Source organism: Nocardiopsis sp. NPDC058631, assembly GCF_042716955.1.
Taxonomy (GTDB): Bacteria; Actinomycetota; Actinomycetes; order Streptosporangiales; family Streptosporangiaceae; genus Nocardiopsis.
Genome location: NZ_JBHXQY010000082.1, coordinates 13,191 through 30,350, shown reverse-complemented (window position 1 = coordinate 30,350; position 17,160 = coordinate 13,191). Strand labels below are relative to the sequence as shown.

Sequence of the window (17,160 nt, the reverse complement as noted above, 5' to 3'; positions counted from 1 at the left end):
CGCACATACAGCCCCAAACCAAGCGATGTCCAGCGTCAGTGGCACGTTGTCGTCGTCAGGGGTGAGGGCGTCCTTGGCCTTCTCACCGGCCTGCTTGAGCTTGGACGTGGTCTTCTCGGTCTTGCCCTCGGCCTGCCACTGCTCGTTTCCGGTGGCCTTGCCGAGAGTCTCCTTGGCCTTGCCCTTGTACTCGTCGGCCTTGTTGCTGGCCTGGTTGTTCTCAGACATCCCAACCTCCTGCTCGGCATTCGGTCCTGGTCTCTCCTCTTCACCGATGCGAGGGCTTCCAATCATGATTCGCCGAAAAAAAGCGGATCAAAAGGGACGAATATCCGCAAAACGCCCCGATGGGAGGCGGGGAGAGTCAGCCTCGCGGGGCGACCGGCACCACCGAGGCGAACGGCGCGTGCGTGGTCAGCCGCCTGCTGATCCCCTCGCGGACCATCGCCTTCGCGGTCCCGACGGCGGCACCCACCTCGGCGCCCTTGGCCAGCTCGGCGGTGATCGCGGCGGCGAAGGTGCACCCGGCGCCGCTCACACGCTCCTCGCCGATCTTCGGTGCGCTGAGGACCGTCACCTCCTCGCCGTCGAAGTGGACGTCCACCGCGTCCGGGCCGGGAAGCTCCGTGCCGCCCTTGACGACCACGTGTTCCGGGCCGAGCTGGCGGATACGGCGGGCGGCCTCGACCAGGTCGTCCACCGAGTCGATGCGCTCCATCCCCGCGAGGGTGCGCGCCTCGAAGTGGTTCGGCGTGATCACCGTGGCCAGCGGCAGGATCTGGGCGGTGAGCGCCTTGTCGGTGTCCAGGGCCGCGCCCGCCTCCTGCCCCTTGCAGATCAGGACCGGGTCCAGGACCACGTGCCGCCACGGCTGCCGCTGCAGGGCCTCGGCGACCACGTCGATGGTGTCGGGCGTGCCGAGCATGCCGATCTTCACCACGTCCAGGTCGTGGCAGGCGGTCGCGGCCTGGATCTGGTCGGCGATGACGTTCGGGGCGACGGGGACGAACCGGTGACCCCAGTCGTTGTTCGGGTCGAAGGAGACGATGCAGGTGATCGTCCCCATCCCGTAGACGCCGAGCTCCTGGAAGGCCTTGAGGTCGGCCTGGATACCGGCGCCGCCGGTGGCCTCCGATCCTGCGATCACGTACGCGCGGTCGGTCATGGAGGACCAACCTCCCTCTGTCGATGTGCTGGTACCGGTCTCGGGAGCCCTCGCGGGCTCACGAACCCGTTGATATTGCATCACAACCGCAGGTCCTGGGCGTTCGTGGAGTCCGTGGCGGGCGTCACTGGCCCCGATCGGAGGCCGGGGTGACCCGGAGGCGGCGCGCGGGGGTTCCCGCGGGCGGCCGGATCCGCCCCGGAACGCGGTCCCGGCATTAAAATAGTTCGGTATTATTTTTTTATGGCGAGGACAGCGGACCACGAACAGCGGCGGCGGCAGGTCGCCCAGGCACTCCTTCGCTCGGTGGGGAGGCGGGGGCTGGCCAAGACCACCCTCGCCGACGTCGCCGACGAGGCCGGCGTGTCGGTCGGGCTGGTGCAGAGCTACTTCCGCACCAAGTCCCAGCTGCTCCGGTTCGGCGTGGAGTACATGTACAAACAGGGCGAGGCCCGCCTCCTGTCCCTCGCCGAGGGCGCAGGGCCCGCCTCCGTCCGGGACTGGACCCTCCGCGCGGCCGAGACCCTCCTCCCCCTCGACGACGAGCGGCGCCTCGAACTCACCGTCTGGCTGGAGTTCCTTCCGGCCACCATGGCCGACCCGGAGCTGTCCCAGCTGCACAGGACGACGACACGGCAGCTCCTCGACGCGTTCGCGTACGCGTTCGGCGAGGGCCGCACGCTGGGCGAGCTGCCGCCCGCCCTGGACGCCCGCGCCGAGGCCGCCGCCCTCGTCGCCTTCGTGGACGGCCTGACCCTGCACCACCTCGTCACCGGTGCGGACTTCGCCGAGGACGCGATCCGCACCTCCCTCGCCACCTACGTCGACCGGCTCTTCACGGACCCTGAGAGCTCATGACCCACGTCCGCCCGAGTGCTAGGCGATCCGTATGACCACCACCGATCCACAGACCACCGCACCGGCCCGGACGAGCACACGCCTCCCGCTGCTCGACGTCCTGAGGGGCGTGGCCATCATGGGGACCCTCGCCACCAACGTGTGGCTGTTCACCGCGCCGGGCTCCGAGGCAGGCCTCCTGTTCGGGGCGGACTCGCTCGGCACCCTCGCCGACTTCGGGGAGTCCCCCTCGGCGGCCACCCTGGGGGAGGGACTGTTCCTCTTCCTCGCCAACGGCAAGTTCCTGGCCCTGCTCACCCTGCTGTTCGGTGTGGGCCTGGCCATCCAGTTCCGCTCGGCGGCCAGGCGCGGCGGACGCTGGCCCGGCCCCTACAAGTGGCGGGCGCTGTTCCTGTTCACCGAGGGGCTCGTGCACTTCACCCTGGTCTTCGCCGCCGACGTGCTCATGGGGTACGCGGTCACGTCCCTCCTGGTGGCCTGGCTGCTGACCCGTTCCCAACGGGCGCAGAACGCCGTGATGTGGGTGGCGGCCGCTGTGCACGTGGCCTTCATCGGGCTCGTCACCGCCGCGATCACCCTCGACCCCGCCCCCCTGGGCGGGGAGACGCCCCCCGAGGTCGTGGACCTCTACGCACACGGAAGCTATCCGGACCAGATCGCCTTCCGGCTCGACCACGCCCTCCTCTTCCGCGTCGAACCGATCATCACCTTCGCCCTGATGGTGTTCATGTTCCTGCTGGGCGTGCGGCTGTACCGGGCCGGGGCCTTCGGGGACGACGACACCGGCCGCCGTATCCGCGGCCGCCTGCTCGGGTGGGGCCTCGGCCTCGGGGTGCCGTTCAACCTGGCCACGTCCCTGGCCGGCCCCGACCTGGTCCTCCTGGACCGCTACGTCGCCGCCCCCGTGGTGGCGCTCGGCGTGATCGGTGCGGTCGGCCGTGTACTGGACCGGGCGAACCCCGCGGGCCGCGCCGTCACGGCGGTCTCGTCGCTCGGCCGGATGGCCATGAGCGGCTACGTGGCGCAGAACCTCGCCTGCGTGCTGGTCCTCTACGGTTTCGGTCTGGGACTGGCGAGCCGCCTCGCGGACGCGGGGCCCTGGTGGGTGATGGGCCTGTGGGCCACGCTGTGCGCACTGCTCCTGACCGGCTCGACGCTGTGGCTCCGCCGATTCCGGGCAGGTCCCCTGGAAGCGCTCCAGAAGGCGGTGCTGGCACGGGCCCCCGAACGCGGGCGCTGATCCCGCACGGAGCGGATCCGGCACGGAACGGGGCGCCCGCGGCGGCCCCGGCGAGAACACGGAGGGGCCCCGGACCGGGCACGGCGTCGATGCCCGTGCCGGTCCGAAGGCCCCCGGCGGTGTTTTCGGGACCGGTCAGCCGACCGGGTACTCCGCCCGCGCCCTCGCCTCGATCTTGTCCTTGATCAGCCCCATCTCGACCGGCGCCTCCCGGTTGATGTTGGCGGTGATCTGCTCGTCGCTGAGGGGCGAGTCGGGCTTCATCGTGAACTCGTTGCGCCAGGTCATGAGGATCCCGCTCGGCACCTCCTCATAGGTCCAGTGCAGGTTGATGAACTCGAACGCCCCCGTCTCCACCCGCCGTGCCCGCACCTCACCCCTGGCGCGGTCCATGACACGCTCGGACACCCAGCTCCACACGCGCCCCTGCTCGTCGGGGAACTTGGTGATCCGGAACCGGACCGTGTCCTCCTCCCGTTCGAGGACCTCCACCGAGGCGTACTTCGGGAAGAACCCGGTCCATGCGCCCAGGTCGTTGGTCATCTCCCAGACCAGGTCGTAGGGCGCGTCGATGACGATGCTGTTCTCGGTACGTGAGGGCACGGCCGTCACGCTCCTTCCACGTGGACGGGTGCGTCCTCGTTGACGAGGGCGACGAGGGCGGCGGGGGAGGGCACCAGCTCCGCCTCGGCCCCCAGCTTGCGGCCGGTACGGCGCTCGATCTCGGCGATGATGCCGAGAACGCCCAGGGAGTCGACCCCCAACTCGTCGAACGTGTGCGTGGACGCCGTCTCGACATCGGTCCTGATCCCGGCGCAGGCGGACATCAGTTCCACCTGGTCCTCGATCGTGATGCGGCTGTCGGCCATGGATCTCCTTGATCTCGTGTGTCAGACGTGGTCGGGATGGTGGAGGACGAGCGCCGAGGTCCCACCGCCCAGGCCCCGCGACAGGACCAGCGCGGCGCGCAGGCGGGCGGGGCGGGCGACCCTGACGACCAGGTCGAGGCCCAGTGGCGCGTCCAGAACGTGGGGGGTGGGCGGAACGACCTGGTGCTCCAGGCTCAGCACGGCGGCGGCCACGTCCAGGGCGCCCGCCCCGGCGTAGGCCCGCCCGAAGCCCGCCTTCGGCGCGGTCACGGCCACGCCGTCGGGAAAGAGCTGCCGCAGCGCCGCGGCCTCGTCGGCGTCCGCCTTCGGGGTGCCCACGGCGTCCGCGAAGACGACGTCCACCCCTTCCGGGCCGACCCCGGCGCGGCGCATCGCCTCCCGGGCCGCGTGGAGGAGGCCCTCGCCGCCCGGATCGAAGGCGCCGACGCCGCCGAACGTGCTCGCGTGGCCCGCGACGAGGGCCCGGACCCGGACCCCGCGTGCCCGCGCGGAGGCCAGGTCCTCCACCAGCGCGACGGCCGCGCCCTCGGCCGGGACGAAACCGCTCGCCTCCTCCGTGAAGGGCGCGTACGCCGAGAGGGGGTCCTCGCCCTCGCTGAGCACACCGCTGCCCAGCTGGGTGGCCAGGGCGAACGGGGACCCGAGCGCGGCGTCGCTGCCGCCGACCAGCATCGCCGAGGTCCCGCGCCTCAGCGCCTGCGCACCCTGGTCCAGGGCGTCGAGCATGCCGGGCTCGTCGGTGGCCAGGACACCGCACATGCCCTTGAGCCCGTTGCTGATCGACACCTGGCCGGTGCTGGCCGCGTAGAACCAGGCGATGGACTGGTACGGGCCGACGTACCCCGGCCCCCGCCCCCAGAGGGCTGCCAACTCGCGCTGCCCGAACTCGTTGCCGCCGCTGCCGCTGCAGATGAGCACCCCGGTGGCGTAGGGGTCGGCGGTGACGTCGACCCCCGAGTCCCGCAGCGCCTCGTCCGCGGCCACCATCGCGAACCAGCTGAACGCGTCGGTCCGGACGACGTAGCGGCCCTCGATGTGGTCGTACGGGTCGAACCCGGGGACCCTGCCGCCGAGGCGGACAGGAAGGCCCCGGGTGCCGACGTCGGGGATCGGCGCGATGAGCGTCCGCCCCGCCACGAGCGCGGACCAGTAGGCGTCCGTTCCCGTTCCCGCCGGTGAGACCGTGCCCAGTCCCGTGATCACCGTGGTCATGGCGCTCCTCACTCTCCCCGGTCCAGGACGACCGCCGACTGGAATCCTCCGAAGCCGCTGCCCACGGACAGCACCACGTCGGTCCTCTGCTCGCGGGCGGTCACCGGGACGTAGTCGAGGTCGCACTCGGGGTCGGGTGCGGCCAGGTTGGCCGTGGGCGGTACGACGCCGCTGTCCATGGCCAGCACGCAGGCCACGAGTTCGATCGAGCCGATCGCCCCCAGAGAGTGGCCCACCATCGACTTGATCGAGGTCATGGGCACCCGGCGGGCGTGCTCGCCCAGGGCGCGCTTGACCGCGTCGGTCTCGTGCCGGTCGTTCTGCACGGTCCCCGACCCGTGCGCGTTGACGTAGTCCACGTCGGTGGCCGGGCGCCGCGCCTGGTCGAGCGCGGTGGTGATGGCGCGCGCCATCTCCGTCCCCTCGCGTCGCAGTCCGGTCATGTGGAAGGCGTTGCCGTGGTTGGCGAAGCCCGCCACCCGGCAGCGGACGCGCGCGCCGCGCCGCCGCGCCGCCGAGGCCTCCTCCAGGATGAGCACGGCCGCCCCCTCGCCCATGACGAAGCCGTTCCGGTGGCGGTCGAACGGCCGGGACGCGTGTGCGGCGTCCTCGTTGCTGTCCGACGTCGCCCTGATGGCGTCGAAGCAGGCCATGGCGATGGGCGAGATCGGTGACTCGGCCGCCCCGGCCACGACCACGTCGGCGAGGTCGTCCTCGATGGCCTGCGCGCCGTAGCCGACCGCGTCCAGCCCGGAGGTGCACCCGGTGGAGACCGTGCGCACCGGGCCCCGCGCACCGACCAGTTCGGCGATCTCCCCGGAGAGCGTGCTCGGCATCAGCGCCAGGTTCAGATGGGGTGCGGCGGCGGTGTGGTCGACCACCCAGTCCGAGCCGCCGCGGCTCATCACCGCGTACTCCCGGTCCAGGCGGGTGGTGCCACCGACCGCCGTTCCCATGCTCACGCCGACGCGCCAGGGCAGGATGTCGGCCAGGGGCGGCCCGCTGTCGGCCAGCGCCTCGGCGGCGGCGACGGCGGCGAACTGCGTGTAGCGGTCCATGCGCGCGGTCTGGCGCTCGTCCAGACCGTGGGAGGCGGGGTCGAAGTCGACCTCGGCGGCGATCCGGGAGCGGTAACCCGTGGGGTCGAACAGGGTGATGCCGCGGGTGGCGGTGCGTCCCGCGGTGAGCAGGTCCCAGAACGCGGTCGCGCCGACGCCCCCGGGGGACACCACGCCGACTCCGGTGATGACGGCCTCACGCCTCATGGCGCCTCCCTCCGCCGACGGAGCCGCGGTCGGTACCGCGGCGCGGGCGTGGGCGGGTGCCGCGGCTGCCACACGGAGCCTGTTGGGAACGGTGGGGCTGTGGGGTGACGGGCCTTGGCGTCGCCGAGGCGCGGCAGGTCTGGGTCAAGGATGTCTCCACGAATTCAGGGATGCCGACAGGGCCGGCCACGGGACTGGTTGCCGAACGGTCCGCGTGTGCTGTGCCGCGCCTCGGGCGGGTCGGGCGCCGGACAGGTGTCGAGAGTGGCCGCGAAGGGACTGGTCAGGACGGGTGAGGCCGTGCACGGGGAACCCCCGCTACGGCCAGTATCGTTACTTTCTGTGTTTGTCTTACCACGCTGGGGAGTCGTCTTCTCGTTGGGCGTGCCCCTGTCGGCGACCTGGCTGGCCAGATTCGCCGTTTTCCGTCTCTCTCCTGTCCGGGGTGTCCGGTTGGTCGGTGTTTGTTCGCCTCGGCCCCACATTTCCCAGGAGAGCAACAAACTCCCAGGCCACAAACCTGGGAGTGAGGTTGATCGGGCGCCGAAGCTGATCCACTCACCTCCTCGGGCTCCGGCCAGGACAGACTGCCGCCGGCCACCCCATGGGCTTCCGGGCCCCGCAGGGGTCGAGGTAGGCAAGGGGAGGCGCGAAAAGTGCTGTTGATCGCCAGTCTCCGCCCTGGTTATGTTTTCCCGACGGTTTCGGTAGCCTGTCACCCGTGCCCGCAGCATCGCCGACGACAGTGACGCCGCTCTGGATCAGAGCGTTCCTCACCATGCTGTTGGCCCTGGGCGTCGTGGCCATCTCCCTGTGCCACCCCCACGCGGCTTCGTCCGATGACTCCGTCGCCTCCCCGACCGCGGTCGGCCACGCGGCTGAGCACGTGGCGGACTCCCCCGACGCCGCGCACACACATGAGCACGACTCCTGCGGCGAGAGCGCGGGCGTACTGTCGGACCAGCGTGTGGGTTCCCTGTCGGCGTCCGCGCTGCTGGGCTTCGGCGTCTTCGCGTTCATCGGCCCCTTCCTGCCCTCGCCGCGCCCGGTCGCCGGTCACCGCGCGCCCCGGCACCACCGCGCCCTTCCGCTCGGGGGCACCAGGGCACTCGTGTCCCTGTGCGTGCGCCGGGTGTAGACCGGCCGACCCAGCCCACCCGTCCGAACGCGCGTGCGCGCGTTCGCCTGTCGCCCGCGCGATTCCCCCGGTCCCCCGAACGGCCCGGGCCGGCCGTTCCCTGAACGGCTGCCCCCGTCGACCGTTCGACGCGCCGGTTTCACCAGTACGCCTCCGGTGCCCTCGTACCGAGCGTTCGCGCGCCACCCCGACACAGGAGCGCTCTGCCGTGTCGGTCCCCACCGAGCTTTCCGCCGACTTCCCGCGCTTCACCGAGCGCGGTACCCGACTATGAGGTCTTCATGGAGAACAACCGCCGCATCGCCAGGAACCGGATCCTCTCCGGCCTGGCCCTCGCGATCACCGGGAGCATGCTCCTTCCCTCCGCCGTGGCCCACGCGGAACCCGAACCCACCCGTGAGGGGGTCGAGGAGCGGATCGAGGAGCTCCTCCAGGAGTCGAGCACCCTCGTGCAGGAGTACAACGAGGCCGAGGAGAGCCTCGAAGCCGCCGAACACAAGACCGAGGAACTGGACGACCAGGTCGGCTCGGAGGAGGAGCACTACGAGGAGCTCCAGACGAAGGCGGCCCGGCTGGCCAGCGCCAGCTACCAGTCCAACGACCCCGACTCGGTGCGGACCTCGCTCTTCGTCGACAACCCCGAGGAGATCTACGAGCAGTCCGCGGACCTGTCCTACCTCTCCGAGTCGAGCAGGAGCGAACTGGAGGCGTTCGCCGAGAGCGACGCGCGCCTGATCGCCCTCAAGGAGGAGGCCGATCTGGCCCGCGACGAAGCCGCCGAACAGTTGGAGGAACTGGAGGAGCAGAAGGACGAGGTGGACGCCAGCCTCACCGAGCAGGAGGAACTCCTCGCCTCGTTCGGCGGGGAGAACCCTGCCGGCGCGGGCGAGTCGGCCGCTGGGGGAGGGGACACACCCACCTACACCGGTTCGGCCTCGGGTAACGCGCGTACCGCCATCGACTTCGCCTACGGCAAGATCGGCACACCGTACCTGTGGGGCGGAACGGGTCCCAACGGCTACGACTGCTCCGGTCTCACGCAGGCCGCATGGGGAGCCGCCGGGGTGAGCATCCCCCGGACCACGTACACCCAGTACGACCTGCCCAACCAGGTCTCGTGGGAGAACATCCAACCGGGCGACATCCTCTTCTTCTTCCCCGACCTGGGCCACAACGGCCTCTACGTCGGAAACGGCCTGATGGTCCACGCTCCCAGCAGCGGAAAGACCATCTCCGAGGTACGGCTCGCCGACTACTGGGCGCAGCACTTCGTCGGAGCCCGCCGTCCCTGACGGGCGTCGTCCGGGCTCGGCGACGCCGAGCCCGGCGTGGGGCGCGCCCCCGTGGCGCGCCCCACGAAGCCGTCCCCTTGCTTCCACAGCGCGTCAGGGGTGCTCCGGAGAAGGTTCAGCCGTACCGAGGTAGGAGGAGAGAGGGTGGGACAAGCCCGCGCGGCCTTCGGGACCTCGCTTCGGTCCCGCGCCGGCTCGCGATCGCCGGGGCCGCGGACGCAGCGCTGTTACCCTGCGGTTATGTCATCGCCCACGTCATGGCGCAGCCGCCGCACGGGACTCGCATGGGTGCGGATCCTGTTGCTGGCGGCGCTGGTACTGGGCTTGGGCGCCATGCACACGCTGGGACATCCGCACGAGGACGCGCACGGCGGCGGCCATGAGATGGCGGCCCTGGTTACTGGTCCGGAACCGGGACACGCCACCGTCGACTCCGACCCGCCCCCCACGGACCCCACGGTCGTGTGCCTGGCGATCACGGGTTTGGCGATCGCGCTGCTGGGCGTCGCCGCGGTGGCGTTCACTCCGTGGCCGGAGGCGCCGCAGCAGGCGGTGCGTCGGCTCCGCCGATCGCTCAGGGACCTCTCTCCTCCACCCGGTTCCCCCTCCCTGGCGCAGTTACAGGTCTTCCGCATATAGGAGCTTCCGAGCGGACGCCGACCGGCCGGTCCGGAAGCGACGTCTGCCCCGGTGTGTGCACCACAACCGCTGCGCCGACGCGAGCTCGCGCGCGGAAGAATGACCACAGAGAGGGATGAACCGACCATGACCGTGTACAAGCGTGCCTTCGCCCCGGCGGCTGTCGCCGTCGCGGCAGCCATGTTCCTGGCCTCGTGCGGTGGGACCGACGACGAGTCGACGGACGCCGCACCGGAGTCCTCCGAGCAGGGCGGGGCCGAGTTCAACGAAGCGGACGTCAGGTTCGCGCGGATGATGATCCCGCACCACGAGCAGGCCGTGGAGATGTCGGAGTTGGCCGAGTCCCGGGCCGGTGAGGACGTACGGGAACTGGCGGCGGAGATCAAGGCGGCCCAGGGGCCCGAGATCGAGGAGATGAACGGCCTGCTGGAGTCGTGGGGTGAGGAGCCCATGGACGGCATGGAGGGGATGGACCATGACGACATGGACGGGATGGACCATGACGGCATGGACGGCATGATGTCCGAGGAACAGATGGCCGACCTGGAGCAGGCCGAGGGCGACGCCTTCGACACCATGTTCCTGGAGATGATGGTCGAGCACCACGAAGGTGCGGTCACCATGGCCGAGACCGAGATCGAGCAGGGCGCCGACCCCGAGGCCCAGGAACTGGCGCAGCAGATGGTCGACGCGCAGCGGACCGAGATCGAGCAGATGAACGACATGCTCGGAACCGGTGGTGACGAGGAGTCGACCCCGTAGGACGACGGGCCCAGCGGGTACCGACCGACCCGTGGCGGGTGCCGGGCGACCGCCCGGCACCCGTCCCGCGCTGGACGACGCCATCGAACCGTTCGCCCTGTCGATGGCCGACGACGGTCGGGCCCGTCGGTGCCGCGCACGGAGCCGTGTGTGACACCGGCGGGCGCCTCCGCTCGGGCGGTCCGCGCCGACCAGGTTCCGCAGATCGGTTCGGGCGCCGGTCGCCGGGACGCGCTTGCTGGATCCGCTCCGCTCCGGCCGGGGGGCAGATGGCGTGGTCATTCGCCACGACTCCCCGGGCGGCGACCTGTCCGGGCCATCGGGGGACGGCTCGCCGGGTGTCGCGGCAGAAGGGTCACTCCTGTGCGGTGTCCTTCGTGTCGGTGTCCTCGACGAGGCGTTTGGTGGAGCGCCGGAAGGCCCAGATGACGACGACGGCGGCCAGTGCGGTCAGGGGGATGCCGGTGAGGGTGTCGGCGATGGCGAGTCCGGTGGTGGAGTCGGCGAGGTAGAGCCACTGGCGGACGATGAAGCGGCCGGCGAGGACGGCGGTGACGGCGAGAGTGGCCAGGTCGTGGATACGCAGGGAGGGCTTGTCCTGGCGCCAGGGGTGGGTGCCGCCGTGGAAGGCGTTCCAGATGACGCCGGTCAGGGGGCGGCGCACGAGGAGCGAGGCGAGGGTGATGACGGCCCCGACCAGGGAGGCCCAGATGCCGATGAGGAAGAAGTCGTTGGCGGATCCGGTCCAGGCGGCCAGGCCTCCGGCCGCTGCGACGCCGAAGACGCCTCCCAGCGCGGCCATGAAGGGCTCTCCGCGCCACATGCGGAAGGCGGTCAGGACTGCGGCGATGGCGATCGCGCCCACGATGGCGACGGTCAGGGTGGTGAAGGGGACGGCCGCGGCGAACACGACGACGGGCAGGGTCGTGTAGATCATGCCGGAGGTGCCGCCGAGTTGGTCGAGCACGGCTTGTTTGGTGCTGACCGGCTGCTCGGTCCCGGGTGCCCGTTCGTCGCTGTCGTCGCTGTGGTCGGCGGTGCGAACGGGTTCGGTGGTGGTCATGCCGTCCTCCCGAGAGGGTGAGCGTTGGTCTGATCTGTTCGTGAGTCCAGCAAAGACCATGCCGTTACGGCACACTCAAATCCGAGTGATGTGCTGTGGGTCACCCAAAGGGCGGTGCGGGGCTGTATGAGGACGAGCCCGGGGTCGCGTTCCGAGCAGGGAGCGGGGTGGCCGGCGCGCGGAACCCGGTAGCGGTACCGCGGCACGGACTTCGTGTCATCGCAGCTCAGGGAGCTCTCGCCCTGGGCCGGGGATGCGGCGTCCGGGGTCGTGGCCGCGTGCTTGTCCGGGGTTTTCACCCCGCAAGAGGTGTTCCATGAGCAGCTGATCGAAGGTGTCGCTGCCACGCATCGACATCACCATCTTGTAGTGGTGGATTTTTATGCAGCCCTATCGCGCGTTGCATCCGGTATTGCAGGGGCGAGCCGAGATCGTCGACGTCGTCGAGGTTGCCTGCCTGGACCACCTGATGCGTCAGGGCGTCGACATCGTGCTCATGCTCGCGGGCATCGCCGCGGTGGTGTCCTAACTTCCCCATATTCGAACTGGCCCGGCGCCACGGCGAGCCCGTCTAACGGACGGAGCTGTTCCCCCTGTCCCGGGACGCTCAGCGACGCCGGAGCGACGGGTCCAGGAGCGCGGGCGGGGTGTCGTTCTTCTCGTGTGCTGACAGATCGGTGCCAGGGGCGACGATGGAGTCGATCGCGTCGAGTACGTCGTTGGTGAGCACTGTGTCCGCGGCGGCCAGCTGCGCGTTCAGGTGGTCCGGCGTGCGGGGTCCGATGAGCGCGCTGGTCACGCCCGGGTGGGAGGTCACGAACCCGAGAGCGAGCTGGATCATGGTCAGGCCGGCCTCGTCGGCGACCGCCGCCAGCTGTTCCACCGCGTCGAGCCGGGCCCGGTTGGACGGGATCGCGGTGTCGAAGCGCTGCGGCATGAACGCCGAGCGATTGGTGGTGATCTCGCGGCCCTCCCGGATCGCCCCCGACAGCCAACCGGAAGCCAGCGGACTCCACACCAGCACACCCAGCCCGTACTCCTGGGCCACGGGTAGCACGTCGGTCTCGATGCCGCGTTGCAGGACTGAGTAGCTGGGCTGCTCGGTGGCGTAACGACCGAGGTGGTGCGTGCGGGCGGCCCACTGGGCCTGGACGAGCCGGTAGGCGGGGAAGGTCGAGGAGCCGAAGTGGCGGATTTTGCCCGCACGCTGAAGGTCGGTCAGGACCGACAGCGTCTCCTCGTCGCTGGTGGCGGGGTCCCAGCGGTGGATCTGATACAGGTCCACGTGATCGACACCGAGACGGCGCAGGCTGTCATCCAGCGCGGTGGTCAACCAGCGTCGCGAGGCGCCCCGACGATGGCGCTCATCGCCCATGGGCAGGCCGCCCTTCGTGGCCAGCACGATGTCGTCTCGACGACCGGCGATGGCTTTGCCGACCATCTCTTCGGACTCGCCTCGGCTGTACACGTCGGCGGTGTCGATGAGGTTGACCCCGGCCTCGATGGCGGTGTCGACGATGGCGGTGACCTCGTCCTGGGTGGTGCCACCCATGGCGCCGAAGTTCATCGCGCCCAGCGCGAGTGGGCTGACCTGCATACCGGTGCGGCCCAAGGTGCGGTTCTGCATGGCGGTTTCCTCCACGGTGAAGCGAAGCGGGCGCATGGTGGGCATGCGCGGCTTGGCGGTGCGCTCCTGCTCTGGAATCATGAGCAAACGGAGCATTGTTCCGAAAAGAACTATACGGAGCAGTGTTCCGTTTAGCAAGTGCGGCGGAGCGGGAGCAGAGCGGTGAAGGACGACGACGAGGGCGTGGGGCACCCGGCCCGGGGCAAGCGGGCCGACGCCCGGCGCAACGAGGGGGCACTGCTCGACGTTGCGGCCCAGGCCGGCGAGATTCGCTCCGGTATCGATGCTTACGAGCTCATGCGCGGGGTCGGCAACATCTGCATCGGCGCGGAGGAGGACCCCCGATACGATCCACGCCGGGTGGTCGAGCTCCTCATCGCGGGCCTGCACCGACCGGACTAGCTAGTGGCTGCCCGCTCCTCCTGCATTGGCTCGGGCAACGTGTCCCAAGAAGTTCCGGGGCAGGAGTGGGCGGTCTCGAAAAAGGTCGCGCATCCGGCGCTGGTGGGCGAGAGGGACTTCAACCATCCCCCTATGGGACCCGAGTCCGCTGGCGCTGCGTCACGGTGAGCCCGAGTGGCGCGCGGTCCTGTTCCCGTTGTCCGTGGACGGGATGATCGTTGCCTCGTCCATGACCCTGCTGATTATCGGCTCGGTTGCGTCCTTGGCGGCCAACGTGGCGGTGGCCGACCCCACTATGTGGTCGCGCGTCTGAATCGAGCGAGATAGAGGGCGAACGGCTTCCACCCAGGGTGCAGCGGGACCCCTGGAAGTGGGCGTTGGAGAATCGGCAAGCGGATGGTTCGCTTCCGACGGGCCGTCAGATCGCGGGTCGTTTCGGACGCAAGCAGCGTTGGGGCCGGTTGATCAAGAAGTGGGGAAAAGAGGGGCGTTTGACGCTTTGCCTCCAGCGACCTCTACCGTGTGGCCCGAGCCTCCGGGGCGGACGAGGGGCCCATCGAGGAGCTCGCGCGCCTGATCGGGATGCACCGCGACTGGGCGCGACCCACCATAGCGGGGCCCGCACGCCGTACGCGGTTCACCCCGGGGCCGTGAGGGGGGAAGCTCCTGAGGTTCCGCTATCCGGTGGCAGGATATGTGACGTTGCCGTGGGGGTCGGTGAAGGCGCCGGGACTCAGCTGTGCCGCATCGATGTGGCCGGGGCCGAGGATATGCCGCACGTCCTCATCGCGGGCGAGGAGATGATCGGCGATGATCCTCCGGTGGCATCGCCACCACACTGCCTCGGAGCACATCACGGCTGAGCGTCGCGTGCGTCCCCACTCCCGCAGTTCGGCGAGGGTGCTCCGGAAGCCGTCGGAGAGCGCGTGGTCGGCGTAGTTGTGGAAGCTGCGGTTCTCCCACCAGGCGTTGACCTCGAACGGTACGTCTTTGCTCACCGGACGACGTCCGGTCAGCCCCTCAGCGCGCCGATACCGGATGCCCGCCTCGCCGAGGACGACTGAGAGCGTGTCCTGGTCGAACTGCGGATACCGGGCAGAGCCTGGAAGCCTCCGAACATCAACGACCAACTCGACATGGGACTCCTGGAGCAGCTCGATGAACTCGGCGAGCGTTCGATTGGAATGCCCGATCGTGAAGGACGGCTCACTCATCGACCAGCCGCAAGACGCCGCCCTTGTGAGCGGCGATATGGGCGGTCTTGTCGCTCTTGATCTCGTACTGCGGATCGTCCGGGGAGGCCCGGCGGGTGTGGCCCTTGTAGTCGAAGTCCTTCGTGTGCACCTTCGTCACCGTGCCGGAGACGTGTCCCGCCTCCGAGTTCCACGTCACATGATCACCAACACTGAACCGGTCAGACATGTCGACTCCCTCCGTGATCAATCCATTGGAACACCTCGGCCTGGTCAAAGCATCGGAACGGACATCGCCGAACCCGACATCAAACCGAAGAATGTCTCAGGATCGAACCTTGGCGGTGACGTGCAGGTGGTCGAAGTGTCCGCCGGTCACGTCGCTGGTGTCATGTGTCCCGTCGCCGTCGTAGGGCCGCCAGCCCTTCGTGTCGCGCGCGGGCGACCGGACGCTTCTTGCTACCAGGGGCAAGATCGGCGCCGAACTTGCCCCTGGTAGCAAGGTCTCAGCACCAACGGGTGCTCCCTTGGAGGAGGTCGACTTCCCCCGTACCCGACCAGGTCGCCGCATGCCGAGCGGCGGGGCTGAAACTCAGGGTACGACCCGATCGAACAGACCCTGAGTACCCACACCGAGAGGGGATCGTGCCCTGGGTGTAGCGACTCCCGCGACTTCGATATCCCTGCGGGGAACCGAACCGTATCGAACCCCCATGCAAAACATGCACCGCCGTGCATATCTATCGGATGCTGCGGAGGGTGTAAAACGGAAAAATCCCAGGACACGAGGTCCTGGGATTTTGCAATGATGCATTTTTATGCAGTGATATGCATAATTCTGTGTCCGAGGGGGGACTTGAACCCCCATACCCTTAACGGGCACTAGCACCTCAAGCTAGCGCGTCTACCTATTCCGCCACCCGGACCGGGTGTCCGGCGCCCTCGCGCCGTACAGGTCAACCATAGCAAAAGTCTGGGGTGGCCCGAACCAGGTTTTCCGCCGCGGGTCATCGTGGCAGGGTCGTGGGGACAGCAGGGCAAAAGGTGCGGCTGGACGGGAGCGTCAGATGGCAGAGTCAGACAAGGTTCTGAGCGCGGCGGAGGTCGAGGTCGTCGACCTGTGCCGGGAGCTCATCGAGTTCGACACCTCCAACTACGGCGACCACTCGGGCCCGGGGGAGCGCAAGGCGGCGGAGTACGTGGCCGCCAAGCTCGACGAGGTCGGCGTCGAGTCGAGGATCTACGAGAAGCACCCGGGGCGCAGCAACGTCGTGGCCCGGATCACGGGGGAGGACTCCACCCGTCCTCCGCTGCTCATCCACGGCCACCTGGACGTCGTCCCGGCGGCGCCCGAGGACTGGACCCACCACCCCTTCGCCGGCGAGATCGCCGACGGGTGCGTGTGGGGCCGCGGCGCGGTCGACATGAAGAACATGAACGCGATGGTCCTGGCCATGCTGCGCCAGCGCCTGCGCGAGGGGCGGCGGCCCCCGCGCGACATCGTGCTGGCCTTCCTCGCGGACGAGGAGGCGGGGGGCACCTGGGGAGCCCAGTACCTGGTGGCCGAGCACCCGGAGCTGTTCGCCGACTGCGACTCGGCGATCAGCGAGGTCGGCGGGTTCTCGTTCACGGTGAAGGACAACCGGCGCCTCTACCTGGTGGAGACCGCGGAGAAGGGCATCGCGTGGATGAAGCTGACCGCGCGCGGCACCGCCGGGCACGGTTCGATGATCAACCGTGACAACGCGGTCACCGAGTTGGCGGAGGCGGTCGCCCGGCTGGGCCGGCACGAGTTCCCGCTCCACCTCACCCCCACCGTGCGGACCTTCCTGGAGGAGCTCTGCGAGGAGTTCGGCATCCCCTTCGAGGAGAAGGACGTCGAGGCCACGGTGGCCCGCCTGGGGCCGATCGCCCGGATGGTCGGTGCCACTCTCCGCAACACCCTCAACCCGACGGTGCTGGGGGGCGGGTACAAGGCCAACGTCATCCCGGGCGAGGCGACCGCCCAGGTGGACGGCCGCTTCCTGCCGGGCACCGAGGACGCGTACTTCGCGAAGATCGACGAACTGCTCGGCCCGAAGGTCGACCGCGAGTTCATCCACCACCTGCCCGCGGTGGAGACGTCCTTCGACGGTGGCCTGGTGAACGCCATGTCCGAGTCGCTGCTGGCCGAGGACCCGGGCGCGAAGGCCGTCCCGTACTGCCTCTCCGGCGGGACCGACGCCAAGAGCTTCTCCCGCCTCGGCGTGCGCAACTACGGTTTCGCGCCTCTCAAGCTGCCCCCGGAGCTGGACTTCGCGGGCATGTTCCACGGGGTGGACGAGCGCGTTCCGGTGGACGGCCTCCAGTTCGGCGTCAGGGTCCTGGACCGTTTCGTCGGATTGAGCTGACCTCGCTGCGTTTTGCGGTGTCCT

General features: G+C 69.5%; 18 protein-coding genes and 1 tRNA gene. 8 read left to right on the top strand and 11 right to left on the bottom strand.

Annotated elements, in window-relative coordinates:
- Positions 1 to 228: CsbD family protein (locus ACFWTE_RS22820; protein ID WP_378781830.1), on the bottom strand; the 228-nt coding region annotated here is incomplete at its 3' end.
- A 136-nt stretch (positions 229 to 364) separates the two neighbouring features.
- On the bottom strand, positions 365 to 1,165 hold the full coding sequence (gene thiD, locus ACFWTE_RS22815) for a bifunctional hydroxymethylpyrimidine kinase/phosphomethylpyrimidine kinase (RefSeq protein WP_378781829.1): 801 nt from the start codon (positions 1,163 to 1,165) through the stop codon (positions 365 to 367).
- Positions 1,166 to 1,408: 243 nt separating this feature from the next.
- Here thiD and ACFWTE_RS22810 point away from each other — a divergent pair, with 243 nt between their 5' ends.
- Positions 1,409 to 2,023 (top strand): TetR/AcrR family transcriptional regulator, encoded by a 615-nt coding sequence (locus ACFWTE_RS22810; RefSeq protein ID WP_378781828.1) that lies wholly within the window; start codon positions 1,409 to 1,411, stop codon positions 2,021 to 2,023.
- A 31-nt stretch (positions 2,024 to 2,054) separates the two neighbouring features.
- On the top strand, positions 2,055 to 3,263 hold the full coding sequence (locus ACFWTE_RS22805) for a DUF418 domain-containing protein (protein WP_378781827.1): 1,209 nt from the start codon (positions 2,055 to 2,057) through the stop codon (positions 3,261 to 3,263).
- A gap of 135 nt (positions 3,264 to 3,398) precedes the next feature.
- On the opposite strand, the gene ACFWTE_RS22800 is transcribed toward ACFWTE_RS22805, so the two are convergent.
- The 4 genes from ACFWTE_RS22800 to ACFWTE_RS22785 are packed head-to-tail and all read right to left on the bottom strand — an operon-like array spanning position 3,399 to position 6,630.
- Entirely contained in the window at positions 3,399 to 3,875 is a 477-nt protein-coding gene (locus tag ACFWTE_RS22800; RefSeq protein ID WP_378781826.1) for an SRPBCC family protein, read from the bottom strand.
- Positions 3,872 to 4,132, bottom strand: coding sequence for an acyl carrier protein (locus ACFWTE_RS22795; protein ID WP_378781824.1), 261 nt, complete (start codon positions 4,130 to 4,132; stop codon positions 3,872 to 3,874). Before ACFWTE_RS22795 ends, ACFWTE_RS22800 begins: the two co-directional genes overlap by 4 nt.
- A 21-nt stretch (positions 4,133 to 4,153) precedes the next feature.
- Complete coding sequence (locus tag ACFWTE_RS22790; protein ID WP_378781822.1) at positions 4,154 to 5,365, bottom strand: beta-ketoacyl synthase N-terminal-like domain-containing protein; 1,212 nt, start codon at positions 5,363 to 5,365, stop codon at positions 4,154 to 4,156.
- Positions 5,366 to 5,373: 8 nt separating this feature from the next.
- Entirely contained in the window at positions 5,374 to 6,630 is a 1,257-nt protein-coding gene (locus tag ACFWTE_RS22785; protein ID WP_378781820.1) for a beta-ketoacyl-[acyl-carrier-protein] synthase family protein, read from the bottom strand.
- 721 nt (positions 6,631 to 7,351) lie between these two features.
- Here ACFWTE_RS22785 and ACFWTE_RS22780 point away from each other — a divergent pair.
- The 4 genes from ACFWTE_RS22780 (at position 7,352) to ACFWTE_RS22765 (ending at position 10,461) form a co-directional block, all read left to right on the top strand.
- Positions 7,352 to 7,768 (top strand): hypothetical protein, encoded by a 417-nt coding sequence (locus ACFWTE_RS22780; RefSeq protein WP_378781818.1) that lies wholly within the window; start codon positions 7,352 to 7,354, stop codon positions 7,766 to 7,768.
- 281 nt (positions 7,769 to 8,049) lie between these two features.
- The gene (locus tag ACFWTE_RS22775) at positions 8,050 to 9,060 is read left to right on the top strand and encodes an NlpC/P60 family protein (RefSeq protein ID WP_378781816.1); all 1,011 of its coding nucleotides are present in this window, start codon (positions 8,050 to 8,052) and stop codon (positions 9,058 to 9,060) included.
- Positions 9,061 to 9,300: 240 nt separating this feature from the next.
- Positions 9,301 to 9,699 carry a hypothetical protein gene (locus tag ACFWTE_RS22770; RefSeq protein ID WP_378781814.1) on the top strand — a complete coding sequence of 133 codons (399 nt, stop codon included), beginning with the start codon at positions 9,301 to 9,303 and terminating at the stop codon, positions 9,697 to 9,699.
- A gap of 126 nt (positions 9,700 to 9,825) precedes the next feature.
- Positions 9,826 to 10,461, top strand: coding sequence for a DUF305 domain-containing protein (locus ACFWTE_RS22765; RefSeq protein ID WP_378781813.1), 636 nt, complete (start codon positions 9,826 to 9,828; stop codon positions 10,459 to 10,461).
- Between the two features lie 355 nt (positions 10,462 to 10,816).
- On the opposite strand, the gene ACFWTE_RS22760 is transcribed toward ACFWTE_RS22765, so the two are convergent.
- Together ACFWTE_RS22760 and ACFWTE_RS22755 are read right to left on the bottom strand one after the other, a co-directional pair.
- The gene (locus ACFWTE_RS22760) at positions 10,817 to 11,524 is read right to left on the bottom strand and encodes a DUF3159 domain-containing protein (RefSeq protein WP_378781811.1); all 708 of its coding nucleotides are present in this window, start codon (positions 11,522 to 11,524) and stop codon (positions 10,817 to 10,819) included.
- A 607-nt stretch (positions 11,525 to 12,131) separates the two neighbouring features.
- Positions 12,132 to 13,232, bottom strand: a complete 1,101-nt coding sequence (locus ACFWTE_RS22755) for an aldo/keto reductase (protein ID WP_378781834.1) — start codon at positions 13,230 to 13,232, stop codon at positions 12,132 to 12,134.
- Positions 13,233 to 13,334: 102 nt separating this feature from the next.
- Between ACFWTE_RS22755 and ACFWTE_RS22750 the strand changes: the two genes are divergently transcribed.
- Positions 13,335 to 13,553, top strand: coding sequence for a hypothetical protein (locus ACFWTE_RS22750; RefSeq protein WP_378781832.1), 219 nt, complete (start codon positions 13,335 to 13,337; stop codon positions 13,551 to 13,553).
- Positions 13,554 to 14,230: 677 nt separating this feature from the next.
- On the opposite strand, the gene ACFWTE_RS22745 is transcribed toward ACFWTE_RS22750, so the two are convergent.
- The 3 genes from ACFWTE_RS22745 to ACFWTE_RS22735 all read right to left on the bottom strand — a co-directional run bounded on the left by ACFWTE_RS22745 (position 14,231) and on the right by ACFWTE_RS22735 (position 15,672).
- Positions 14,231 to 14,767 (bottom strand): DUF488 family protein, encoded by a 537-nt coding sequence (locus tag ACFWTE_RS22745; protein WP_378781809.1) that lies wholly within the window; start codon positions 14,765 to 14,767, stop codon positions 14,231 to 14,233.
- Positions 14,760 to 14,975 carry a DUF2945 domain-containing protein gene (locus tag ACFWTE_RS22740; protein ID WP_378781807.1) on the bottom strand — a complete coding sequence of 72 codons (216 nt, stop codon included), beginning with the start codon at positions 14,973 to 14,975 and terminating at the stop codon, positions 14,760 to 14,762. Before ACFWTE_RS22740 ends, ACFWTE_RS22745 begins: the two co-directional genes overlap by 8 nt.
- 612 nt (positions 14,976 to 15,587) lie before the next feature.
- A tRNA-Leu gene (locus tag ACFWTE_RS22735) sits at positions 15,588 to 15,672 on the bottom strand.
- A 141-nt stretch (positions 15,673 to 15,813) separates the two neighbouring features.
- Here ACFWTE_RS22735 and ACFWTE_RS22730 point away from each other — a divergent pair.
- On the top strand, positions 15,814 to 17,136 hold the full coding sequence (locus ACFWTE_RS22730) for a M20/M25/M40 family metallo-hydrolase (protein ID WP_378781805.1): 1,323 nt from the start codon (positions 15,814 to 15,816) through the stop codon (positions 17,134 to 17,136).
- The last annotated feature ends 24 nt before the right edge of the window (positions 17,137 to 17,160 follow it).

Excerpts from the sequence above, each read along its gene's own strand:
- ACFWTE_RS22790 (WP_378781822.1), bottom strand. The coding sequence starts at position 5,365 with ATGACCACGGTGATCACGGGACTGGGCACGGTCTCACCGGCGGGAACG.
- ACFWTE_RS22805 (WP_378781827.1), top strand. The coding sequence starts at position 2,055 with ATGACCACCACCGATCCACAGACCACCGCACCGGCCCGGACGAGCACA.
- ACFWTE_RS22795 (WP_378781824.1), bottom strand. The coding sequence starts at position 4,132 with ATGGCCGACAGCCGCATCACGATCGAGGACCAGGTGGAACTGATGTCC.
- ACFWTE_RS22730 (WP_378781805.1), top strand. The coding sequence starts at position 15,814 with ATGGCAGAGTCAGACAAGGTTCTGAGCGCGGCGGAGGTCGAGGTCGTC.
- ACFWTE_RS22810 (WP_378781828.1), top strand. The coding sequence starts at position 1,409 with ATGGCGAGGACAGCGGACCACGAACAGCGGCGGCGGCAGGTCGCCCAG.
- ACFWTE_RS22770 (WP_378781814.1), top strand. The coding sequence starts at position 9,301 with ATGTCATCGCCCACGTCATGGCGCAGCCGCCGCACGGGACTCGCATGG.
- ACFWTE_RS22755 (WP_378781834.1), bottom strand. The coding sequence starts at position 13,232 with ATGATTCCAGAGCAGGAGCGCACCGCCAAGCCGCGCATGCCCACCATG.
- ACFWTE_RS22765 (WP_378781813.1), top strand. The coding sequence starts at position 9,826 with ATGACCGTGTACAAGCGTGCCTTCGCCCCGGCGGCTGTCGCCGTCGCG.
- ACFWTE_RS22775 (WP_378781816.1), top strand. The coding sequence starts at position 8,050 with ATGGAGAACAACCGCCGCATCGCCAGGAACCGGATCCTCTCCGGCCTG.
- thiD (WP_378781829.1), bottom strand. The coding sequence starts at position 1,165 with ATGACCGACCGCGCGTACGTGATCGCAGGATCGGAGGCCACCGGCGGC.
- ACFWTE_RS22740 (WP_378781807.1), bottom strand. The coding sequence starts at position 14,975 with ATGTCTGACCGGTTCAGTGTTGGTGATCATGTGACGTGGAACTCGGAG.
- ACFWTE_RS22785 (WP_378781820.1), bottom strand. The coding sequence starts at position 6,630 with ATGAGGCGTGAGGCCGTCATCACCGGAGTCGGCGTGGTGTCCCCCGGG.
- ACFWTE_RS22760 (WP_378781811.1), bottom strand. The coding sequence starts at position 11,524 with ATGACCACCACCGAACCCGTTCGCACCGCCGACCACAGCGACGACAGC.
- ACFWTE_RS22745 (WP_378781809.1), bottom strand. The coding sequence starts at position 14,767 with ATGAGTGAGCCGTCCTTCACGATCGGGCATTCCAATCGAACGCTCGCC.